At 63.9% G+C, this 20,267-nt stretch carries 18 protein-coding genes; 9 read left to right on the forward strand and 9 right to left on the reverse strand.

Annotated features, from left to right (window positions below):
* Window positions 1-2: 2 nt before the first annotated feature.
* Window positions 3-467 carry a (2Fe-2S)-binding protein gene (locus tag ACTRWG_RS12920; protein WP_462829397.1) on the reverse strand — a complete coding sequence of 155 codons (465 nt, stop codon included), beginning with the start codon at window positions 465-467 and terminating at the stop codon, window positions 3-5.
* 94 nt (window positions 468-561) lie between these two features.
* Here ACTRWG_RS12920 and ACTRWG_RS12925 point away from each other — a divergent pair, with 94 nt between their 5' ends.
* A complete protein-coding gene (locus tag ACTRWG_RS12925) occupies window positions 562-1,143 on the forward strand; it encodes a TetR/AcrR family transcriptional regulator (protein ID WP_462829398.1) in 582 nt (193 codons plus the stop codon).
* A gap of 33 nt (window positions 1,144-1,176) precedes the next feature.
* On the opposite strand, the gene kynA is transcribed toward ACTRWG_RS12925, so the two are convergent.
* The 4 genes from kynA to ACTRWG_RS12945 form a co-directional block, all read right to left on the reverse strand.
* Entirely contained in the window at window positions 1,177-2,010 is an 834-nt protein-coding gene (gene kynA / locus ACTRWG_RS12930) for a tryptophan 2,3-dioxygenase (protein ID WP_462829399.1), read from the reverse strand.
* Window positions 2,011-2,158: 148 nt separating this feature from the next.
* Window positions 2,159-3,352 (reverse strand): kynureninase, encoded by a 1,194-nt coding sequence (gene kynU / locus ACTRWG_RS12935; RefSeq protein WP_462829400.1) that lies wholly within the window; start codon window positions 3,350-3,352, stop codon window positions 2,159-2,161.
* An 81-nt stretch (window positions 3,353-3,433) separates the two neighbouring features.
* Window positions 3,434-3,817 carry an MmcQ/YjbR family DNA-binding protein gene (locus ACTRWG_RS12940; RefSeq protein ID WP_462829405.1) on the reverse strand — a complete coding sequence of 128 codons (384 nt, stop codon included), beginning with the start codon at window positions 3,815-3,817 and terminating at the stop codon, window positions 3,434-3,436.
* Complete coding sequence (locus ACTRWG_RS12945; protein WP_462829401.1) at window positions 3,817-4,572, reverse strand: SDR family NAD(P)-dependent oxidoreductase; 756 nt, start codon at window positions 4,570-4,572, stop codon at window positions 3,817-3,819. Before ACTRWG_RS12945 ends, ACTRWG_RS12940 begins: the two co-directional genes overlap by 1 nt.
* Before the next feature lie 143 nt (window positions 4,573-4,715).
* Between ACTRWG_RS12945 and ACTRWG_RS12950 the strand changes: the two genes are divergently transcribed.
* The 5 genes from ACTRWG_RS12950 to ACTRWG_RS12970 all read left to right on the forward strand — a co-directional run bounded on the left by ACTRWG_RS12950 (window position 4,716) and on the right by ACTRWG_RS12970 (window position 11,014).
* Complete coding sequence (locus ACTRWG_RS12950; protein ID WP_260027775.1) at window positions 4,716-5,666, forward strand: MBL fold metallo-hydrolase; 951 nt, start codon at window positions 4,716-4,718, stop codon at window positions 5,664-5,666.
* 224 nt (window positions 5,667-5,890) lie between these two features.
* The gene (locus tag ACTRWG_RS12955; protein ID WP_027237056.1) at window positions 5,891-6,340 is read left to right on the forward strand and encodes a methyltransferase family protein; all 450 of its coding nucleotides are present in this window, start codon (window positions 5,891-5,893) and stop codon (window positions 6,338-6,340) included.
* 138 nt (window positions 6,341-6,478) lie between these two features.
* Window positions 6,479-8,050 carry a Re/Si-specific NAD(P)(+) transhydrogenase subunit alpha gene (locus ACTRWG_RS12960; protein ID WP_259956823.1) on the forward strand — a complete coding sequence of 524 codons (1,572 nt, stop codon included), beginning with the start codon at window positions 6,479-6,481 and terminating at the stop codon, window positions 8,048-8,050.
* A 15-nt stretch (window positions 8,051-8,065) separates the two neighbouring features.
* The gene (locus tag ACTRWG_RS12965) at window positions 8,066-9,502 is read left to right on the forward strand and encodes an NAD(P)(+) transhydrogenase (Re/Si-specific) subunit beta (RefSeq protein WP_027237058.1); all 1,437 of its coding nucleotides are present in this window, start codon (window positions 8,066-8,068) and stop codon (window positions 9,500-9,502) included.
* 231 nt (window positions 9,503-9,733) lie between these two features.
* Complete coding sequence (locus ACTRWG_RS12970) at window positions 9,734-11,014, forward strand: DUF3422 family protein (RefSeq protein ID WP_027237059.1); 1,281 nt, start codon at window positions 9,734-9,736, stop codon at window positions 11,012-11,014.
* Here the strand turns inward: ACTRWG_RS12970 and ACTRWG_RS12975 are convergent.
* The 4 genes from ACTRWG_RS12975 to ACTRWG_RS12990 all read right to left on the reverse strand — a co-directional run bounded on the left by ACTRWG_RS12975 (window position 10,950) and on the right by ACTRWG_RS12990 (window position 16,081).
* Complete coding sequence (locus tag ACTRWG_RS12975; RefSeq protein ID WP_462829402.1) at window positions 10,950-12,023, reverse strand: YeeE/YedE family protein; 1,074 nt, start codon at window positions 12,021-12,023, stop codon at window positions 10,950-10,952. The two genes, ACTRWG_RS12970 and ACTRWG_RS12975, sit on opposite strands and share 65 nt — an antisense overlap.
* A 233-nt stretch (window positions 12,024-12,256) precedes the next feature.
* Window positions 12,257-13,228, reverse strand: coding sequence for an ABC transporter permease (locus ACTRWG_RS12980; protein ID WP_027237062.1), 972 nt, complete (start codon window positions 13,226-13,228; stop codon window positions 12,257-12,259).
* Window positions 13,221-14,228: an ABC transporter permease gene (locus ACTRWG_RS12985; RefSeq protein WP_027237063.1), complete on the reverse strand. Its 1,008-nt coding sequence runs from the start codon at window positions 14,226-14,228 to the stop codon at window positions 13,221-13,223. The genes ACTRWG_RS12980 and ACTRWG_RS12985 overlap by 8 nt, the downstream gene beginning before the upstream one ends.
* 149 nt (window positions 14,229-14,377) lie before the next feature.
* The gene (locus tag ACTRWG_RS12990) at window positions 14,378-16,081 is read right to left on the reverse strand and encodes a peptide ABC transporter substrate-binding protein (protein ID WP_259956816.1); all 1,704 of its coding nucleotides are present in this window, start codon (window positions 16,079-16,081) and stop codon (window positions 14,378-14,380) included.
* A 342-nt stretch (window positions 16,082-16,423) separates the two neighbouring features.
* On the opposite strand from ACTRWG_RS12990, the gene ACTRWG_RS12995 reads away from it, so the two are divergent.
* The 3 genes from ACTRWG_RS12995 to argE are packed head-to-tail and all read left to right on the forward strand — an operon-like array spanning window position 16,424 to window position 20,117.
* Window positions 16,424-18,244 (forward strand): ABC transporter ATP-binding protein, encoded by a 1,821-nt coding sequence (locus tag ACTRWG_RS12995; RefSeq protein WP_027237065.1) that lies wholly within the window; start codon window positions 16,424-16,426, stop codon window positions 18,242-18,244.
* The gene (locus tag ACTRWG_RS13000; protein ID WP_245597389.1) at window positions 18,244-18,954 is read left to right on the forward strand and encodes an SDR family NAD(P)-dependent oxidoreductase; all 711 of its coding nucleotides are present in this window, start codon (window positions 18,244-18,246) and stop codon (window positions 18,952-18,954) included. The genes ACTRWG_RS12995 and ACTRWG_RS13000 overlap by 1 nt, the downstream gene beginning before the upstream one ends.
* Entirely contained in the window at window positions 18,951-20,117 is a 1,167-nt protein-coding gene (gene argE / locus ACTRWG_RS13005; protein ID WP_027237067.1) for an acetylornithine deacetylase, read from the forward strand. Before ACTRWG_RS13000 ends, argE begins: the two co-directional genes overlap by 4 nt.
* The last annotated feature ends 150 nt before the right edge of the window (window positions 20,118-20,267 follow it).

The following is a 20,267-nucleotide window of genomic DNA, read 5'->3' on the forward strand; positions in this document are numbered from 1 at the left end:
ACTTACGCCTCCTGCATCTTTTGGGCGGCGGCGTGGATAGCGGCGCGGATGCGCGGGTAGGTGCCGCATCGGCACAGGTTGCCCTGCATCGCCTCGTCAATCTCCGCGTCCGAGGGCGCCGGGTTTTCCGCCAAGAGGCTCGCCGCCTGCATGATCTGGCCGGACTGGCAGTAGCCGCACTGGGCCACCTGATGCTCCACCCAGGCCTGCTGAATCGCAGCCATCGCATCCGGTGTGCCGAGACCCTCGACCGTGGTCACCTCGCCCCAGACGTCCGACAGCGCCACCTGGCAGGAGCGCACCGCTTCGCCGTCGATATGCACGGTGCAGGCGCCGCAAGCCGCGACGCCGCAGCCGAACTTGGTGCCGGTGAGGCCGACCTCATCGCGCAGCACCCACAGCAGGGGCACATCATCAGGCAGATCCACCCGATGGGACTTTCCATTGATGCGAAGCGTGGTGGACATGGCGTGTCTTCCTTTGCTGGGTCGCTGACAAATGTAATTGAAAGTGTCAGTATGTCAATTGACATTTTCTGCAGATAATGTCAGAAGCAAAATTATGAACATGGCAGGCATAGACCCAAAACAGCAGGCAATCCTTGGGGCCGCCTGGGCGGCGTTCTCCACATATGGATTCCGCAAGACCTCGATGGACGACATCGCCAAGGGGGCGGGCATGTCGCGCCCGGCGCTCTATCTGCATTTCAAGAACAAAGAGGCGATCTTCCGGGCGCTTGTGGCCGCGTATTACGGCAATGCGGCAGAGAACGTCCGCGTGGGGCTGGCCTCTGAAGGCACCCTGTCCGACCGCCTGCTGGCCGCTTTCAGGGGGCAGGGCGGCGAAGCGATTGAGTCGATGATGGCGTCGCCGCACGGGATGGAGTTGTTCGAAGTTACCAAACACGTCGCGGGTGAGGAAATCGAAGCGGGCGAGGCGGCTTTGCGCGGGCTTTACGCCGCTTGGCTGCAGCAGCAGGCAGAGGCCGGGCAGGCGGCGCTGAACGGAGACGCTGACGTGATCGCCCGGACGATTTGTGCGTCCCTCAAAGGCATCAAGCAAACCGCCGGTGATTTTGCCGCCTATCAGGCCGGGGTGCGCCAGCTGGCCGCGCTGATCGGGGCCGGACTGACGCCGCGCTGAGGCGCGGGCCGGACGCACCGACCCGCGCGTGCCTTACAGCTCGGTGCGCAGGTGCCAAAGCTCGGGGAACAGCTCCACCTCCAGCATCCGTTTCAGATAGCTGACGCCGCCGGTGCCGCCGGTGCCGCGCTTGAAGCCGATCACGCGCTCCACCGTCGTCACGTGGTTGAAGCGCCAGCGGCGGAAGTAGTCCTCGAAATCCACCAGCTTTTCCGCCAGCTCGTACAGCTCCCAATGGGCCTCAGTATCGCGGTAGACCTCGGTCCAGGCGGCCTGCACCGCCTCATGCGGCTGATAGGCCTCGGAAACATCCCGGTTCAGCACTTCCTCCGGCAGTTCAAAGCTCTGCGCCAGCGCCTTCAGTGCAACATCATAGAGCGACGGCTGCTTCAGTTCCGCCTCCAATAGCGCCAGAATGTCCGGGCGGTGGGCGTGCGGGCGCAGCATCGCCATGTTGCGGTTGCCCAGCATGAATTCGATCTGCCGGTACTGGTGCGACTGAAAGCCTGAGCTTTGGCCGAGTTCATCCCGGAACGCAGTGTAATCCGAGGGGGTCATCGTGCGCAGCACATCCCAGGCGGAGTTCAGCTGCTCGAATATGCGCGCCACCCGGGCCAGCATTTTGAACGCCTGCCGCGTCTGGCCGCCCAGAAGCCTTTCGCGGGCGGCGCTCAGCTCGTGAATGGCCAGCCGCATCCACAGCTCGGAGGTCTGGTGCTGGATGATGAACAGCATTTCGTCATGGGTGTTGGTCCATGTCTTCTGCGCGTTCAGCAGCATGTCGAGCGACAGGTAGTCGCCATAGGACATGCGCCCGTCAAAGGACATCTGGGCGCCGTCGTCGGCGGGATCATAGGGTTGGGTCATCGTAGCGTTCCTTTTCCTAAGGGCAGTATATGTCAGGGAAAGGAATGCGTCCTCCGGTTCAGGGTGCCGCATTGGGCCAGGCGGCGCCACAGCGCAACCCAGCCCGCCGGGCGGCAAAGCGGCAGATGGGAAGAGCGGGTGCGGCGCATCAGGTGACCGCGTGGCGGACCATGTATTCCGGCCGGTCCCACAGGGCGTTGGTCATCACATCGGCGATGATCTCCGCCGCGGCGCGCACGTCGCCTTCGTCAATGTATAGCGGGGTAAAACCGAACCGCATGATGTCCGGGGCCCGGAAGTCGCCTATCACGCCGCGGGCGATCAGCGCCTGCATCGCGGCATAGCCCTCGTCGAACTTGAACGAAACCTGGCTGCCGCGGAACGCCGGATCGCGCGGCGAGGCCAGCTCCAGCTGCGGGCAGGTCCTCTCTACCTCTGCGATGAACAGATCGCACAGGCCGATGGACTTGGCGCGCACGCTGGCCATATCCGCCTTGTCCCAGATATCCATCGCCGCCTCCAGCGCGGTCAGCTGCAGGATCGGCGGGGTGCCGACGCGCATCCGGTCGATGCCCTGGCCCGGGCGGTAGTCGAGGTCAAAGGCAAATGGCGCCTCATGCCCCAGCCAGCCCGACAGGGCGGGCCGGGCGGCCACTGCGTGGCGCGGCGAGACATAGATGAAAGCGGGCGCGCCGGGGCCGCCGTTCAGGTACTTGTAGGTGCAGCCCACTGCGAAATCGGCCTTGCACCCGGCCAGATCGACCGGAATGGCGCCGGCGGAGTGCGCCAGATCCCAGACCGTCAGCACGCCATTGGCATGGGCCTTCGCGGTCAGGGCCTTCATGTCGTGCTTGCGGCCGGTGCGGTAGTCCACCTCGGTGATCATCAGCACTGCGATCTCATCGGTGATGGCGTCCTCAACATCCTCCGGATCCACCACCCGCAGCTCATAGTCCGGCCCCAGCGATTTCAGCAGTCCGCTGGCCATGTAGAGGTCGGTGGGGAAGTTGCCGTTGTCCGACAGCACGACCTTACGGCCCGGGTTCAGCTCCAGCGCCGAAGCAACGGCCTGATAGACCTTGATCGACAGCGTGTCGCCCATCACCACATGGCCCGGCTCCGCCCCGATCAGCCGCCCGATCCGGTCCCCCAGCGCCTTGGGCTTGTCCATCCAGCCGGCCTTGTTCCAGCCAGTGATCAGCATCTGCCCCCATTCATCCTGCATCATCGCGCCGACCCGATCCTTGGCGGCGCGGGGCAGGGGGCCCAGCGAGTTGCCGTCCAGATAGATCACGCCCTCGGGCAGGTCGAACATCGCCTTGGTTGCAGCAAAATCGGTCATAGGGGTCTCGCATGCGTTGGGGTATTTCAAGCTTAAAGCTTTTCCGGTTTGCTACCGCATCTGCGCCATTCTGTCCAGTGCCTAGCGCCCGTCCGGCCCCGGCTGCGGGTCCGGGATACCCAGCTCTGCACGCTTGCGCTTGGAGAGGCCCGCAGTGACCATCTGATAGGACAGGGTGATCTGGTCTTTCAGCTCCGCGTCCGTGAGGCCGTTGTCGTCAAATTGCTGCAGCCACTTCATCCCGCGCGACGCCAAATAGGGTGCCGGGCGAACGCCATGGCGTTCCTGCAAAACCTCAAAGGCGATGTCGCCGGCCTTGAAGGTGAAGGCATCCCGGCCGTCAGCCCAGCCGCAAACGGCAAACAGCTTGCCGCCCGCCTTCCAGACGTCCGAGTTGCCCCATTGCACCACGTGCTCCGCCGCCGGAAAGGTGGCGCAGAAGCTATTGAACGCCTCCCGGTCCATCAGGTCTGCCCGCCCGCGATCTCGATGCACTGGCCGTTCACCGACCCGGATCCCGGCCCGCACAGCCACAGCGCCGCGGCGGCGACCTCGCTGGGTTCGATCAGCCGCTTGTGACGGTTAGCGTTCACCATCAAGTCCATTGCCTCCACCGCGCTCATGCCTGCACGCTGCGAGATCGCTGTGACATTGCGCTCGACAATCGGGGTGTCGACATACCCCGGGCAAAGCGCGTTGAATGTAAACGGCGTGCCCAGGTAGTCCTCGCTCAGCGCCCGGGTCAGGCCGATCATCCCGTGCTTGGTGGCAGAGTAACAGGCCGCCCCCTTCAGCCCCCGCAACCCGGCGATGGAGGACACGGTGATCACCCGCCCCCAATCGGTTTCGCGCATCGACTTGAAACATTCCCGGATCGTCAGAAAGGCACCGTCGAGGTTTGTCGCCATCATGTTGCGCCAGAATTCCATCGAGGTCTTGTGCAGCGCTGCGCCCTCGGCAACGCCTGCATTGGCAACGCAGATCTGGACCGGGCCGCGCGCCGCCACCGCAGCCTCCACCTTGGCCGCCACGTCCGCCTCGCCCCGCACATCCATCGCCATCGGATGCAGGCTGCCCGTGGCAACCTGCTCCAAAACCTCCTGCCTGCGCCCGGTGATGGTGACCTGCGCGCCTTCCGCGGCCAGAGCCTGAGCAATCGCCAGCCCGATCCCGGTGCCGCCGCCGGTGACCAGCGCGTGTTTGCCTTGCAATACCGTCATCCTCAATTCTCCCGGTTTTGCAGGCAGCCTAACCGGGCCGGGGCAGCTGGCAACCCCGCCGTGCCGTCACGACGCATGGGTCAGGCGTTTACAGTCACATTCGCATGTGTGAATGTTGCTGCAAACCTTCAGGGAGATTTCCGATGAAAGCCATTGCCGCCGCCTGCGCCGCCTTGTGCATCGCTGCAACCGTCCACGCCAGCGAAGACATTGCCGATCAGTACCCTCAGTCCGAGCTGTACTCCAAACCGGTGGAGGTGATCCCGCATGTGTTCTCCGCCACCGGCGCCACTGCGCCGCCGACCTACGAAAACGCAGGCCACAACAACAACCTCTCCTTCATCGTGACTTCCGAAGGCGTGGTGGTGGTGAACTCCGGAGCTTCCGATGCACTGGCCAAGGCGCTGCACGATGAAATCAAGCAGGTGACGGACCAGCCGGTGGTGCTGGTGATCAACGAAAACGGTCAGGGCCACGCGATGCTTGGCAACGGCTACTGGCGGGACCAGGGCGTGGACGTGCTGGCCCACGCAGAGGCGATTGCCGAGACGCAGGAAAACAGCGACCTGATCCTGCAGCGGATGCGCGGCTACAACAAGGACCGGGCGGGAGAGACCCGCGTCGAGCACGCCAACCTGTCGTTCGAAGACCGCTATGACCTCACCCTGGGCGGAGTGGAGATGCAGGTGCTGCATCTGGGCCCGGCGCATGATCCGGGCGACATCCAGGTATGGCTCCCGGAGTGGGACCTGCTGATTGCCGGCGACATCGCCTTTCATGAGCGCATGCTGCCGGTTTTCCCGCACACCTGCACCAAATGCTGGATCGAAACCTGGCAGGAAAAGCTGGAACCCCTTGACCCCGCCTATGTGATCCCGGGCCACGGCCACCCGACCAATTTGCCGCAGGTGCGCCGCTATACGCTCGACTACCTGACCGATCTGCGGGCCAAGATCGGCGCCCATATCGAGGCGGGCGGAGACCTCGCCAGCGCCTACTATGTTGATCAGGAGCGCTGGAAGAACCTGGACACATTCGAGGAGCTTGCCACCAAGAACGCGGGCCGGGTTTTTGAGGAAATGGAGTGGGAGTGAGCGGCTCCGGCTTCAGTACACATAAATATACATAGGCTTTCGGACGAATCTATGCAGGATCATGCCGCAAGCTGGAACAGATTCGTCGTTTCTGCAGCATGGAGGGCAATTTGTCCTTTTCTTTCAGTCCCGGCCGAACCGGTCTGGACGGCCAGGACGGATAAGGGAAAACTGCCCGCGATGTGCATGATTTCAGGACATATTCTGCGAAAGGGCGGGGTCTGATGCGGTGGCTGGATGTGCCGCCCGTCTGGCTCGCGGGCTGTGTCCTGGCCGCGTGGCTGCAAGCGCGGCATTTTGCGCTCGGGCTCTCCTTCGGCGGCGCCTGGGCGGAGTTTCTGGGCGGCACCCTCCTGGGCGGCGGCCTGCTGCTGGCGCTGCTCGCCATCACCGAGATGCGGCGGCAGAAGACCACGGTCCTGCCGCACCAGACACCCAGCCGCCTGGTGCAATCGGGCATCTTCAGCCGCAGCCGCAACCCGATCTACCTGGGCGATGTGCTGATCCTGGCGGGCCTTATTCTGTGGTTTGACGCGGTGCTGTCGCTGCCGCTGATCCCGGTGTTCCTTTGGGTACTGGAGAAACGCTTTGTCATTCCGGAGGAGGACAGGATGCGCCGGACCTTCCGCGCGGACTGGGCCCGGTACGAGCGGAAAGTGCGCCGCTGGATCTGAGCGGAACGCGGCGTTGCGGCATGACTTTGCGGCAACGCAGCAAAATCCTTGCGCAATAATCTTGCGCATAGTAGAGAAAATCATTGTGATCCGTACCCAGAGTATGCTGGCACGGGCAGGACGAGGGGGACCGACAAGGTGAAAATAGGGACACCAAAAGAAACATATGCGGGCGAAAACCGCGTTGCGATGACGCCGGACTCTGCGCGTCAGCTGCAGAAGCTGGGGTATGATTGCGCGATCGAGGCCGGGGCCGGGGCGGCGGCGGGGTTTTCCGATGCCGCTTACGAAGCCGCCGGGGTCGAGATCATCAAGACACCGGCCGCGCTGTGGAAAGCCGCCGATATCGTCGCCAAGGTGCGCCAGCCGGACGCCACAGAGCTGAAGCGGCTGACCAAGGGCAAGACGCTGATTTCCTTCTTCAACCCGGCTGGGAACGAAGAAGGCATGGCGCTGGCCAAATCCAAGGGCGCCAATGTGATCGCCATGGAAATGGTGCCGCGGATCAGCCGCGCGCAGAAGATGGATGCGCTCAGCTCCATGGCCAATATCGCGGGCTACCGCGCGGTCATTGAGGCGGGCAACAACTTCGGCCGCTTCTTCACAGGCCAGATCACCGCCGCAGGCAAGGTGCCGCCCGCCAAGGTGCTGGTGGTCGGCGCAGGCGTCGCGGGGCTTGCCGCCATCGGCACCTCGACCTCGCTGGGCGCGGTCACCTATGCCTTCGACGTGCGCCCCGAAGTTGCCGAGCAGGTGGAATCGATGGGCGCCGAGTTCGTCTATCTCGATTTCGAGGAGGAGCAGCAGGACGGCAGCGCCTCGGGCGGCTATGCCTCTGTTTCTTCGCCGGAATTCCGCGAAGCGCAGCTGGCGAAGTTCCGCGAGCTGGCGCCGGAGATGGACATCGTCATCACCACCGCGCTGATCCCCAACCGCGAGGCGCCGGAGCTGTGGACCGAGGATATGGTCGCGGCGATGAAGCCGGGCTCGGTCATCGTCGACCTGGCGGCGGAGAAGGGCGGCAACTGCAAGCTGACCGTGGCGGATGAGAAGATCGTGACCGACAATGGCGTCACCATCATCGGCTACACTGATTTCCCCAGCCGGATGGCGGCGCAGTCCTCGACGCTTTATGCCACCAACATCCGCCACATGATGGCTGACCTCACGCCGGACAAAGACGGCCAGGTCAACCACGACATGGAGGACGACGTGATCCGCGGCGCCACCGTGGCGTTTGAGGGCGAGATCACCTTCCCGCCGCCGCCGCCCAAGGTGCAGGCGATTGCCGCCAAGCCCAAGGAGACGGTGCCGGAGCTGACGCCGGAGGAAAAACGCGCCCAGGAGGTCGAAGCCTTCAAGGCGCAGACCAAGAGCCAGGTCACCCTGCTGGCGGGCGGCGGTGCGCTCCTCTTGCTGGTCGGGCTGTTTGCTCCGGTCAGCTTCATGCAGCATTTCATCGTCTTTGCGCTGGCCTGTTTCGTGGGCTTTCAGGTGATCTGGGGCGTGGCGCACAGCCTGCACACGCCGCTGATGGCGGTGACCAACGCGATCTCCTCGATCATCATCCTGGGCGCTTTGATGCAGATCGGCTCCGGCTCGTTCCTGGTGATCTTGCTGGCGGCGCTCAGCGTCTTCATGGCCGGGATCAACATCTTCGGCGGCTTCCTCGTCACCCGGCGCATGCTCGCCATGTTCCAGAAATCTTAAAGCGAGGCAGGTAAAATGGATTACGGTTTCACCACCGCCGCCTATGTCGTTGCGGCTGTTCTTTTCATCCTGTCGCTTGGCGGCCTCTCCAACCAGGAAAGCGCCAAGCGCGCGGTCTGGTACGGCATTGCCGGCATGGGGCTGGCGGTTTTTGCCACCCTGATCGGCCCCGGCTCCGGCCTGTGGCTGTTGTCGGTCCTGCTGATCGCGGGCGGCGGCCTCATCGGCACCTATGTCGCCAAGCGGGTGCAGATGACCGAGATGCCGCAGCTGGTCGCCGCGATGCACTCGCTGGTCGGCCTCGCCGCGGTGTTCGTCGGCTTCATCGCCCATTTCGAGATCGGCAATGTGGCGGCGGCCGTGGCTGCGGGCAGCACCGAGGACCTGGGCACCTTTGCCAAGCTGATCGCCAAGAAGACCCCGGCCGAGATCGCCTTCCTGCGCGTGGAACTCTTCCTCGGCATCTTCATCGGTGCGATCACCTTCACCGGCTCGGTCATCGCTTTCGGCAAGCTGGCGGGCAAGGTGACCTCGGCCGCGACCAAGCTGCCGGGCGGCCACATGCTGAACGCCAGCGCCGCGGGGCTCTCCTTTCTCTGCCTGATCTGGTACTTCAACTCGGGCGGCTTCCTGCCGCTCCTGCTGATGACGCTGGCGGCGCTGTTCATCGGCTACCACCTGATCATGGGCATCGGCGGCGCCGACATGCCGGTGGTGGTCTCGATGCTGAACAGCTACTCCGGCTGGGCCGCGGCGGCGATCGGCTTCTCGCTTGGCAATGACCTCTTGATCGTGGTCGGCGCGCTGGTCGGCTCCTCCGGTGCGATCCTCAGCTACATCATGTGCAAGGCGATGAACCGCTCCTTCATCAGCGTGATCCTGGGCGGCTTCGGCGGCACCACGGGGCCTGCGATGGAGATCGACGGCGAGCAGATCGCCATCGACGCCGACGGCGTGGCGGCGGCGCTGGAGGAGGCCGATTCTGTGGTGATCATCCCCGGCTACGGCATGGCGGTGGCGCAGGCGCAGCAGAACGTCGCCGAACTGACCCGGCGTTTGCGGGCAAAAGGGAAAGATGTGCGGTTTGCCATCCACCCGGTTGCAGGCCGCCTGCCGGGCCACATGAACGTCCTCTTGGCCGAGGCCAAGGTGCCTTACGACATCGTGCTGGAGATGGACGAGATCAACGAGGATTTCCCGGACACCGACGTGGCCATCGTCATCGGCTCCAACGACATCGTGAACCCGGCCGCGCAGGAGGACCCCAACTCCCCCATCGCCGGCATGCCGGTGCTGGAATGCTGGAAGGCGAAACAGGTCTTCGTCTCCAAACGCGGCCAGGGCACGGGCTATTCGGGCATCGAGAACCCCCTGTTCTTCAAGGAAAACACCCGCATGTTCTACGGCGATGCAAAGCAAAGCCTCGACACGCTGCTGGGCATGATCCAGTAAGCCAGCACTGAACAAACCACGGAAAGGCGCTCCAAGCGGGGCGCCTTTTCAATTCCCGGATCCTTCATCTGGCCGAAAATATCCCGGGGGAGGCCCGCGTGGGCCGGGGGCAGAGCCCCTGCAACGCCTGCTCTGTATACCATTGTATTCTTCTAAAGCATTGAAATAAAACACTTCTGTACAACTTTTCCAGGGGGCTCTATGGTCGGCAGCATTGCCCCGGAGACCAGAATGCCCCCGATCCAGGATCACCCCCTGCGTTACTCGCTCACCAATGAGCTGCACGCCCGCCCGTTTCCCGCCATGACCTGCCCCAGCACGGTGGTCTATCTGGCGGTCAAACAGCCGAAAGAGGCGGAACACCGCGACCGGATGCAGGATCTGAAGCATCTGACCGATCTTCTGGACCGCCACGGCGCGCCGCACCCCAAGCCGGGGGCGACGCATCACGCGGCCCAGATCGGCAGGCATATGATCAAGTGGGAGCAGCATACCGAATTCGTCAGCTACACCGTCTACCGGGACGGCGTCAGCGCGCGGGCCTTTGACCCGGCGGATTTTGATGTCTTTCCCGCGGACTGGCTGGCAGAGGCGCCCGGCCAGCGGATCACCTCGGCGCTGATCCGGGTGGTGCCGCGCACCGAAGCGGCGGAGATGAAGGAAACCCTGCATGACTGGTTTGTGCCGGAGAGTCTTGCGGTGTCGCAGGTCCTTGATGACAGCGCCGTAGTGGCCGGGGATTTCCGCATCGACCCGGCTGGTCACATGCGTTTTGCAGTGCTGCCAAATGCTGAGACCGGCAGCCAGCGCATCGGCCGGATCGTGCAGCGCCTGTGCGAGATCGAGACCTACCGGGCGATGGCGATGCTGGGGTTTTCGCGCGCCCGGGGCCTGACACCGTCCATCAGCGCGCTGGACACTCATCTGAGCGAGATGATGGCGGAGATGACCGGCGGATCCGCGCCTGCCGAGCAGACCCTGTCACAGCTGCTGACCGTCTCGGCGGAGCTAGAGGCGATGGCGGCACGCTCTGCTTTCCGCTTCAGCGCAACGGGAGCTTATGACGCGTTGGTCAATCAGCGGGTCAGCCTGCTGCGCGAAGACCGGCACGAGGGCTTCCAGACGCTTGCGGAATTCATGCTGCGCCGGTTTGAGCCGGCCATGCGGACGGTGAAATCCACCGAGAAGCGGCTGGAGACCCTGGCCAACCGGGCGCGCAGGGCAGGGGAACTGCTCCGCACCCGGGTCGATGTGGAGCGGTCGGCGCAGAACCAGGCGCTGCTCGCCAGCATGGACCGACGCGCCGACATGGCGCTCAGGCTGCAGCACACGGTGGAGGGGCTGTCAGTGGTGGCGATCAGCTATTACGCGGTGTCGCTGGCCGCTTACGCGCTCTACCCGCTGACCTCGGCGCTGGATATCAGCAAGGGCAGCCTGACGGCGCTGATCACTCTGCCGGTTGTCGGGCTGGTGTGGCTGGGCGTGCGGCGGATCCGGAAGAAGCTGCACTGAGCGCGGCGTTCATGCCAAGACCGCCAAGCGCGATGAACGCCAGTGCCAGCAGGGCCGCGATGCTGAGCGTCGGGATACCCGCCAGCCCGGCGCCCACGGTGCAGCCGCCCGCCAGCACGCCGCCGACGCCCATCAGCATGGCGCCCGTCAAGTAACGTCCGGTCTGGCGCGGGCTTTCGAAGCTTTGCCACTGGAAACCGCCGCTCAGCAATGAGACCGCCAGCGCCCCCAGCAGAACGCCGCCAATCAGCCCTGAGCCGAATCCCGCAGGAATGGAGCTGGAGGCGATCGCGAAGAACAGCGTGTCGGCGGCGGGCGCGGTGAACGAAAGGCTTTCCATCGCGATCGGGTCGAATTCGTCAAACAGCACGTAACCGGTGCCTGTCCAGGCCATAGTCACGAGCAGGCCAAGCGCTGCCGCGCCAGCAAGCGTCAGTGCCCGGTTGCCGGAGCGCAGCGCGGTAACCAGGGCTGCCACAACGATCAGGCCGCTCCACAGCAGTGCGCCGCCGGGCAGGGCCGCAAGGGAGATCTGTTCGCCCACGGGAAGGGTGATCGCACCAAGCGTGGTGCGGACCGGGGCCAGCACGCCCTTCAGCGTGGCGTGGGCCACAATGGCAAACACCGCAATCACCAGCAGCGCCCGCAGGTTGCCGCTGCCCGCCAGCACCAGCAGCCGCGAGGCGCAGCCGCGGGTCATGATCATGCCGCTGCCGAACATCAGCCCGCCAAGTGCAATGGCCGCCAGCGGCAAATCCTGCACCATCAGCCGGTGATCGGCAAAGCTGATCCAGCCCTGCGCCACGGCCGCCTGAGTGCCGGCAACGGCCACGGCCAGGGTCATTGCCCAGACACCGGCGGCCTGGCGGCGGTCTTCTCCCACCAATGCACGGCGGAAGCAGAAACGGGTCAACTGCGCCAGCGCGCCGAAAAGGGCGCCAATGCCAAGCGCAAACAGGACGGAAACCTCCCGTGCGGTGGTCTCCTCAAAACCGAGTGTTTCGAACATGGCGCTCTCCAGCTGTGGATTCGGAACGTTTTCCCGAAATGGCCGGATTTGCGCACCCGCGCAAGCCGCAGGTGGGGCGCGGGAAGGGGGCAGCGGCAGGAAAAAATTCCGGGTCGGACCGCCCGGAAGAAATCCTGCCTTTGCCGGACACGGCTGCTGCAAAACAAACTGGCCGCTTTCTGCAAAGCGGCCAGTAGGTATGTTTTTATTTGAATGTGTGCGTGCGTTCCGCCTCAGCGGCCCCGGATCCGCGGATCCAGCGCATCGCGCAGCCCGTCGCCCAGGTAGTTCACGCTCAGCACCGTCAGCGAAATAGCCATGCCGGGCCAGAACACCCGCTCCGGGTACTGCTGCAGATAGTCGGTGGCATCGAACAGCAGCCGCCCCCAGGTCGGGAAATCCGGCGGGAAGCCGAGGCCGAGGAAGGACAGCGATGACTCGGTGATGATCGCGGTGGCAATCCCCAGCGTGGCCGAAACCATGATCGGCGACAGCACGTTGGGCAGGATGTGCCGGGTGATCAGCCCGGTGTTGGTGGTGCCGATGGAGCGTGCCGCCATCACGAACTCGCGCTCTTTCAACGCCAGCACATCGCCGCGCACGATGCGTGCGGTGGGCATCCAGCTGGTCACCCCGATCGAAGCCACAATCAGGATGAAGATCCCCTGTTCCGGCCCGAAGGCCGCGTTCAGCGGCTCGCGGAACAGCAGCATCATTACCAGCAGAAGCGGCAGCAGCGGCAGCGCCAGGAACAGGTCGGTCAACCGCATCAGCGGGCCGTCCAGGCGCTTGAAGAAGCCGGCAACCACCCCGATGAAGGAGCCCAAGAACAACGCCAGCAGCATCGCCGTCAGACCCACGGATACCGAGGTCGCGCCGCCCGCCATCATCCGGGCCAGCATGTCGCGGCCCAGCTGGTCGGTGCCGAAGGGATGCGCCCAGGTGGGGCCCTGGTTGCGGGCGCGGATGTCGATCTTGGTGGCGTCGATGTCCCAAACCAGCGGCCCGGCATAGACCGCCAGGATGATGAACAGGAACAGGGCCCCGCCCATCAGCGCGCCGCGGTGGGATTTGAACTGGTCCCAGACGTCCAGCCACTGGCTGCGCGGCGGGTTGTGCAGCTCCTCCAGCGCGCCGGCGCCGGGCACCGCGGTCGAGGCCGGCGCCATGCCTTCGTCGGGCACAAAGCGTTCCTTGTCAGTCATAGCGGATCCTCGGGTCAAGAATGCCGTACAGCACGTCGGCGATCAGGTTGAACAGCACGATCAGCACCGCAAAGATGAAGGTCAGCGTCTGCACCATCGGCAGGTCGTTGGCCTGAATGGCGCCGATCAGCAGCTGGCCGATGCCGTTCACCTTGAACACCTGCTCGGTGATGATGGCGCCGCCAAAGATCGACGGAATCCCCAGCGCAATCACGGTGACCACCGGGATCATCGAGTTGCGCAGGACGTGGACCATCACCACCACATATTCGCTCAGGCCCTTGGCGCGGGCGGTGCGTACGTAATCCTGGTTCAGGTTGTCCAGCATCGAGGCGCGCATGAAGCGGCTCAGCTGCGCGGTGATCTGCAGCGCCAGCACCATCACCGGCATGATCATCTGCTTCAGCTGGTAGACAAAGGCGTCCCAGCTGTCGACCACATGGGTGGTGTCATAGATCGACGGGAACCAGCCCAGCTGCACCGAGAAGATGACGATCACCAGCACGCCGGAGAAGAACGGCGGCACCGAGAAGCCCACCATCGACACGAAGGTGCCCAGCTGGTCGAACCAGCTGTACTGGCGGTAGGCGGAATAGATACCGATCGGCAGGGCGATCAGGATGGCGACCACATAGGCGGTGCCGACGACCCACAGGGTCTGCGGAATGCGCTGGATCACGATGTCCATCACCGGCGAACGGGTCTGCCAGGAGATCACCCGCAGGTCGCCGGCAGAGAAGGACGTGCCCAGGTAATGGTCGATCAGAACCTGCGGCTCGATCCAGAAGAACTGCACGATCCATTTCCAGAACCGGATATGCATCGGCTGGCCAAGGCCAAGCGCCTCGCGCATTTTCTCTTTGACTTCGGGGGGGACGGTCAGGGGAACCTGCGCCATCGGGTCGCCGGGAGCGAGCTCCAGCAGCAGGAAGATCACGAGGCTGATGAACAGCAGTGTCGGAACTGCCAGGATCAGCCGCCGGATTGTAAAGGTCAGCATCAGGTAGGCGCCTTTGCAACTTGTATTAAGGTCGGAGCAGGCGGGGAGGGCCTCACATCCATGTCACGCGCAGGCGGTTAAACGTAACCAATGCTGAATGGCAAGGGGCCCCGATGTAACGTCAGGGCCCCAAGTGAGGCAAGCGCTGCTTACTTGATGCGGTACCAGTCAGCTGCGTTCCACAGCTCGCTGTCCCAGACGTTCAGGTGAACGCCGCCCAGCGTGTTGGAGTGCGCCGACAGGCGGCCGCGGTGCACCAGCGGGATCATGCCGCCGTTTTCGACCATGATGTCATTGAGGCGGCGGCCGATTTCGGCGCGGGCCTCAAGGCCGGCGGTCTTGGTCAGCTCGGCGTGCAGCTGGTCGAACTCTTCGTTGCAGAAGCGCGAGATGTTCTCACCCTGCCACTGGGATTCCGGTTTCGGTGCCTTGTCGCACAGGCCGTTGGCCAGATAGGCCTGCGGGTCGGTGCCGTCGAAGTTGTTGGCGTACATCTCGACGTCGGCATAGAACTTTTGGAAGGTGTCGGGCGAGCCCGGGTCACCGCCGAAGAACACCGAGGCGTTGATGTTGCGCAGCTCGGATTCGATGCCGATCTGGCTCCACCACTCCTTGATCAGCGCCTGGAAGTCCTGGCGCACGGCGTTGGTCGAGGTCTGGTACAGGATCTTCATCGGCTTGCCGTCCGGGGTCTCCCGCACGCCGTCGCCATTGGTGTCCTTATAGCCGGCTTCCTCCAGCATCGCCTTGGCGCCTTCGATGTCCTGGGTGGAGCAGTCAAAGGTGTCGGAGGCGAAGGCCGCAGGCGCAGGCACCCAGTTGCAGCCGACCTTGCCGGCCTTGCCATAGCCGATTTCGACCAGCAGCGGACGGTCGATCGCCATCGACATCGCCTTGTAGACGGCCGGGTCCGTCAGGAACGGATGCGGATGCTTGGCGGTGGAGCGTTCGCCCTCCGGCAGGTCCGGCGACGGGTCGGTCTGGTTCAGCATGATGCGTTCCACCAGCGAGCCGAAGCCCGCAACCGGCTTGCCCTTGCCGCCTGCTTCCATCTGGGCGATCACTTCCGGCGCCAGCTGCAGGTTCCAGGCATAGTCGAACTCGCCGGTTTCCATCACCGCGCGGCCGGCAGCGGTTGCGTCACCGCCACCCTTGAACAGCACCTTGGCAAACGCGGGCTTGGCCGGATCGCGGTAATTGGGGTTGGCCGACATGGTGATCACGTCGTTCGGCTTGAACTCATCCACCACAAACGGGCCGGTGCCGATTGGGGCAAAGTTGGCGTCGGTGCATTCCGGCGCGCGGGCGCCCATGCAGTTCTCGAACTGCGCTTTCTGCAGGATCGGGCTTTCACCGCCGGAGAACGGGCCATAGGGGAAGGGGGTCGGTTTGTCGAAGGTGACCTTGACGGTCATGTCGTCCACCAGCTCGACTGAGCTCACGCCCTCGAACTTGGTCAGCTGCGCGCAGCCGCCCTCGGGATGCATGCAGTAATCGGCGGTGAACTTCACATCATGGGCAGTGAAGTCGGTGCCGTCGGACCACTTGATACCGGGCGCGATTTTCCAGGTGATCGAGGTCAGGTCTTCGCTGACGCCGCCGTTTTCGACGGTCGGGATCTCGGTCGCCAGATAGGGCACCATGTTGCCCTCGGGGTCATAGCGGGCCAGCGGCTCGATCACCAGCGAGGCGGCCTGAATGTCCTTGGTGCCGCCCGACAGGAACGGGTTCAGGATCGACGGCGCTTGCCAGTAGATGATGTTGACCTGGCCATCGGACCCGCGCTCAGCAAAAGCTGCCGGCGCCAGGGCCGCCGTGGCAACGGCCCCCATCAATAGGGATTTGAGTTTCATCACACTCTCCTTGTCGGACACGTTTTGTGTCTTTTTGTTGGCCGGGCCGGATGAGGCCCGGAGGTTTGCCGCATTACTGCGGAGGTGTCGCAATCGCACCTGCAGGCAGGCTGAAATCGCAGGCATTAAGCACTCTTAACATGTTGCCGGACGCACCGGCGCATGACGCTCTGCAGGCAACCACGAGGGTATCGAAAACCACTTCCCGGGAAATTGCAAATTCCAATTTCGAAAAGCCTATGCATTATTTGCATGAGCATTTTTGTGCAAAGTAGAGTTTACTCCGGGTGCTGAGGCCGCGATCTGCGGCCGGCTTGGGGAATGAAAGATAGGGAAGCCGTCATGCTGGACAACGCTATTGCGTCCATTCGAAACCTGCGCGTGGAGTTTCAGACCAAGGACGGTCCGGTTGTCGGTGTCGAGAACGTCTCCTTTGACGTGAGCCCGGGCGAAACCGTTTGCATCGTCGGCGAATCCGGCTCCGGCAAATCGGTTTCCTCGCTGTCGCTGATGCGGCTGGTGGAGTTCGGCGGCGGCGAGATTGCCGGCGGCGAGCTGCTGTTTGACCGGCGCGATGGCGGCGAGACAAACCTGGCGGACACCGAACAGGAGATGATGAAGCAGATCCGCGGCAATGAGATCGGCATGATCTTCCAGGAGCCGATGACCGCGCTCAATCCGGTGTTCACCGTCGGCCGCCAGCTGACCGAAGGGCTGCGCATCCACAAGAACATGAACAAGGCCCAGGCCGAGGAGCGCGCGCTGGAGCTTTTGCGCCAGGTCCGCATCCCTGAGCCGGAGCGGCGCCTGCAGCAGTACCCGCACGAGCTCTCCGGCGGCATGCGCCAGCGCGTGGTGATCGCCATGGCAATGGCCTGCGAGCCGCGGCTGCTGATTGCGGATGAACCCACAACCGCGCTGGATGTGACCATCCAGGCGGAGATCCTGGCCCTGATGGACCGCCTCAAGCGCGAGACCGGGACGGCGGTGATGTTCATCACCCACGACATGGCGGTGGTCGCCCAGATGGCCGACCGCGTGGTCGTCATGTTCCGCGGCAACAAGGTTGAGGAAGGCCCGGTCGAGCAAATATTCGAGAACCCCAAGCATGACTACACCAAGGCATTGCTGGCGGCGGTTCCGAAACTGGGCGAGATGCGCGGCAAGCAGTACCCCGAGCCGATGAAGCTGATGGGCGTTGAGGACCAGAAGATCGAGCCGATCAAGGGCACCGATGAGGTGCTGCTGGACGTGCAGAACCTGACCACCCGTTTCCCGGTCAAGGGCGGGCTGCTGCGCCGCACCATTTCCAACGTGCACGCGGTGGAGGACGTTTCTTTCAAGGTGTTCAAAGGCCAGACCCTGTCGCTGGTCGGCGAATCCGGCTGCGGCAAGTCCACCGCGGGCCGATCCATCCTGCGTCTGGTGGAGCCGCTGTCAGGCAAGGTCGATTTCGAAGGCCGCGACGTTTTGAAATTCAGCGCCTCCGAAATGCACAAGGCGCGCCAGGACATGCAGATGATCTTCCAGGATCCCTTTGCGTCGCTGAACCCGCAGATGCAGCTGATGGATCAGGTGGCAGAACCGCTGCGCAACTACGGCCTGGCCTCCGGCTCCGAGCTGCAAGACCGTGTCGCCAGCCTGTTCGACCGCGTCCACCTGCCGCGCAGCTTCATGCGCCGCTATCCGCATGAGATGTCCGGCGGCCAGCGGCAGCGGATCGCCATTGCCCGCGCGCTCGCCCTGAACCCCAAGCTGATCGTCGCGGATGAGGCCGTCTCGGCGCTCGACGTGTCGGTGCAGGCGCAGGTATTGAACCTGATGATGGAGCTGCAGGCGGAACTGGGCCTGTCGTTCCTGTTCATCAGCCACGATATGGCGGTGGTGGAGCGCGTCAGCCATCAGGTCGGCGTCATGTACCTGGGCCGCATCGTCGAAATCGGCCCGCGCGAGCGCGTTTTCGAAAACCCGCTGCACGCCTACACCCAGGCGCTGATGAAGGCGGTGCCGATCGCCGACCCGCGCCAGCGCAAGTCCGAGAAGGAACTGAACTTCAAGCCGATCCCGTCGCCGATCCACGAGGTGGGCTATGAGCCGGACCCGTCGGAATACCTGGAGCTGGAGCCCGGCCATTTCGTGCTGACCACCGACAGCGGCTACTGATGATGGCGGTAGCATCGCAGGACCGGCCTGTCGCCTTGGTGACAGGAGCGGCCCGCGGGATCGGGCAGGCCATCGCTCAGGAGCTGGCAGGAAACTACTCCGTTGCGATAACCCATTTGGAAACCCGCCCTGCGGACAGTTCCTTTCTCGCGGTGCGCGCGGACTTCCGTGATCCGGAAGCACCTGCCATGGTGGTGGAGCGCACGTTGCAGCACTTTGGCCGGATAGATCTGATCATTAATAACGCCGGTGCTATCGCATCCGATGGTCCGGAAGTTTTCGACAGCTCTGCCCTGCGGGAAATGTTCGATGTAAACCTCTTTGCCGCTCAGGGATTGCTGGCCGCCGCGCTTCCGCATTTGACACCCGGTGCGGGCGTGATCTCCATTTCTTCGGTAAACGCAAGTATGCCTCCGGCTGGAGCCGCGCTGTTCGGGGCCAGCAAAGCGGCGCTGGAGCTGTGGACCCGCGGCATGGCCAAAGAGCTGGGACCGCGAGGTGTCCGGGTTAATGCCGTGGCTCCGGGTGCGGTCAATGACCCACAGAACCCAAGGCCGCCGGAGCTGGTGGGTGAATTCGAAAAGTTGACTGCGCTGGGCCGGTTGCCCTCGCCATCCGATATAGCAGCGGCGGTTAGTTTCCTGGCTGGGAGCGGAGCAAGCTTCGTCACAGGCGAGGTGCTTACTGTTTCAGGGGGCTACAGACTATGACTAAAAAACTGACGCCGCTGGAGATCATGACACAGCTGGTCTCCTTCCCGACCGTGAGCCGGGACACTAATCTGCCGCTGGTGGATTGGGTGCAGGACTATCTGTCCTCCCATGGCATCGAAAGCCACCGCTGGGTGGACCCGGACCAGCCGCACAAGGCTGCCACCTTTGCCCACGTGGGACCGATGGAAGAGGGGGGCGTGGTGCTGTCGGGACATACCGACGTGGTGCCCGTGGACGGCCAGCCCTGGGACACCGACCCGTTCTCCGTTGTGGAGAATGACGGCAAATACTTCGGCCGCGGCACCTGCGACATGAAGGGCTATGATGCCCTCGCCATCTGGGCGCTGGTCGAGGCGCATGAGCAGGGCGTCAAACGTCCGATGCAACTGGCTTTGAGCTTTGACGAGGAAATCGGCTGCACCGGCGCGCCGCCGATGATTGAGGCGATGCAGCCCGTGCTGCCCAAGGGCTCCGCTGTGATCGTGGGCGAGCCTTCGATGATGAAGGCGGTGACCGGCCACAAGGGCGGCACCGGCTATGCCACCCATCTGGTCGGGTTCGAGGTGCATTCCTCGCTCATGCACACTGGCGTCAGCGCCATCATGGAAGGAGCGAAGCTGATCGACTGGGCCAACCAGAAGAATGCGGAGAACATGGCCAAAGAGCCCGGCGAGGTGCAGGCGATGTTCACCCCGCCCTGGACCACCTGTCACGTCGGCATGATCGAGGGCGGCACCGCCCATAACATCACCGCCAAGGACTGCCGCTTCATGATGGATTTCCGGGTGGTGCCAGGGGAAAACGCCGCCGATTGGGAAGCGGCCTATCTCGCCAAGGTGCGCACGGTCGAAGCGGAAATGCAGGCCATCCACCCGGAGGCCCGCATTGATGTGTCCAAGCATTTCGATGTGCCGGGCCTGGTCCCGGAGCAGGACGGCGTGGCGGAGGCGCTGGTGCGCAGCCTGACCGGCGACAATGGCTCCCACGTGGTCAGCTACGGCACCGAGGCCGGGCAGTTCCAGAAGGCAGGCTATTCTGCCGTAATCTGCGGCCCCGGCGACATCGCCCAGGCGCATCAGCCCAATGAGTACATCACAGTGGCGCAGTTCAACGCGGGCCATGCCTTCATGCGCGGGCTGGTGGAAAAGCTGCGGGGGTGATCCCAGCGCCTTGAAACCGGGCCTTTCGTGCTCAGATTGGTGTGGAAGGCGTACGGGGGGTGTACAGGTGGTGCAGGGGGTGCACGCATGTCACCCCACTCTGGCGGGTTCCGCCGCGTCCAGGCGGCCCCGGATACTTGCGAAGCTAAG

Source organism: Leisingera sp. G5_S3_59_S7, from assembly GCF_054968485.1.

Excerpts from the sequence above, each read along its gene's own strand:
- ACTRWG_RS12950 (WP_260027775.1), top strand. The coding sequence starts at position 4,716 with ATGAAAGCCATTGCCGCCGCCTGCGCCGCCTTGTGCATCGCTGCAACC.
- ACTRWG_RS12945 (WP_462829401.1), bottom strand. The coding sequence starts at position 4,572 with ATGACGGTATTGCAAGGCAAACACGCGCTGGTCACCGGCGGCGGCACC.
- ACTRWG_RS12920 (WP_462829397.1), bottom strand. The coding sequence starts at position 467 with ATGTCCACCACGCTTCGCATCAATGGAAAGTCCCATCGGGTGGATCTG.
- ACTRWG_RS12990 (WP_259956816.1), bottom strand. The coding sequence starts at position 16,081 with ATGAAACTCAAATCCCTATTGATGGGGGCCGTTGCCACGGCGGCCCTG.
- ACTRWG_RS12980 (WP_027237062.1), bottom strand. The coding sequence starts at position 13,228 with ATGACTGACAAGGAACGCTTTGTGCCCGACGAAGGCATGGCGCCGGCC.
- ACTRWG_RS12995 (WP_027237065.1), top strand. The coding sequence starts at position 16,424 with ATGCTGGACAACGCTATTGCGTCCATTCGAAACCTGCGCGTGGAGTTT.
- kynU (WP_462829400.1), bottom strand. The coding sequence starts at position 3,352 with ATGACCGATTTTGCTGCAACCAAGGCGATGTTCGACCTGCCCGAGGGC.
- ACTRWG_RS12955 (WP_027237056.1), top strand. The coding sequence starts at position 5,891 with ATGCGGTGGCTGGATGTGCCGCCCGTCTGGCTCGCGGGCTGTGTCCTG.
- kynA (WP_462829399.1), bottom strand. The coding sequence starts at position 2,010 with ATGACCCAACCCTATGATCCCGCCGACGACGGCGCCCAGATGTCCTTT.
- ACTRWG_RS12940 (WP_462829405.1), bottom strand. The coding sequence starts at position 3,817 with ATGGACCGGGAGGCGTTCAATAGCTTCTGCGCCACCTTTCCGGCGGCG.
- ACTRWG_RS12965 (WP_027237058.1), top strand. The coding sequence starts at position 8,066 with ATGGATTACGGTTTCACCACCGCCGCCTATGTCGTTGCGGCTGTTCTT.
- ACTRWG_RS13000 (WP_245597389.1), top strand. The coding sequence starts at position 18,244 with ATGATGGCGGTAGCATCGCAGGACCGGCCTGTCGCCTTGGTGACAGGA.
- ACTRWG_RS12975 (WP_462829402.1), bottom strand. The coding sequence starts at position 12,023 with ATGTTCGAAACACTCGGTTTTGAGGAGACCACCGCACGGGAGGTTTCC.
- ACTRWG_RS12970 (WP_027237059.1), top strand. The coding sequence starts at position 9,734 with ATGCCCCCGATCCAGGATCACCCCCTGCGTTACTCGCTCACCAATGAG.
- ACTRWG_RS12985 (WP_027237063.1), bottom strand. The coding sequence starts at position 14,228 with ATGCTGACCTTTACAATCCGGCGGCTGATCCTGGCAGTTCCGACACTG.
- ACTRWG_RS12925 (WP_462829398.1), top strand. The coding sequence starts at position 562 with ATGAACATGGCAGGCATAGACCCAAAACAGCAGGCAATCCTTGGGGCC.
- argE (WP_027237067.1), top strand. The coding sequence starts at position 18,951 with ATGACTAAAAAACTGACGCCGCTGGAGATCATGACACAGCTGGTCTCC.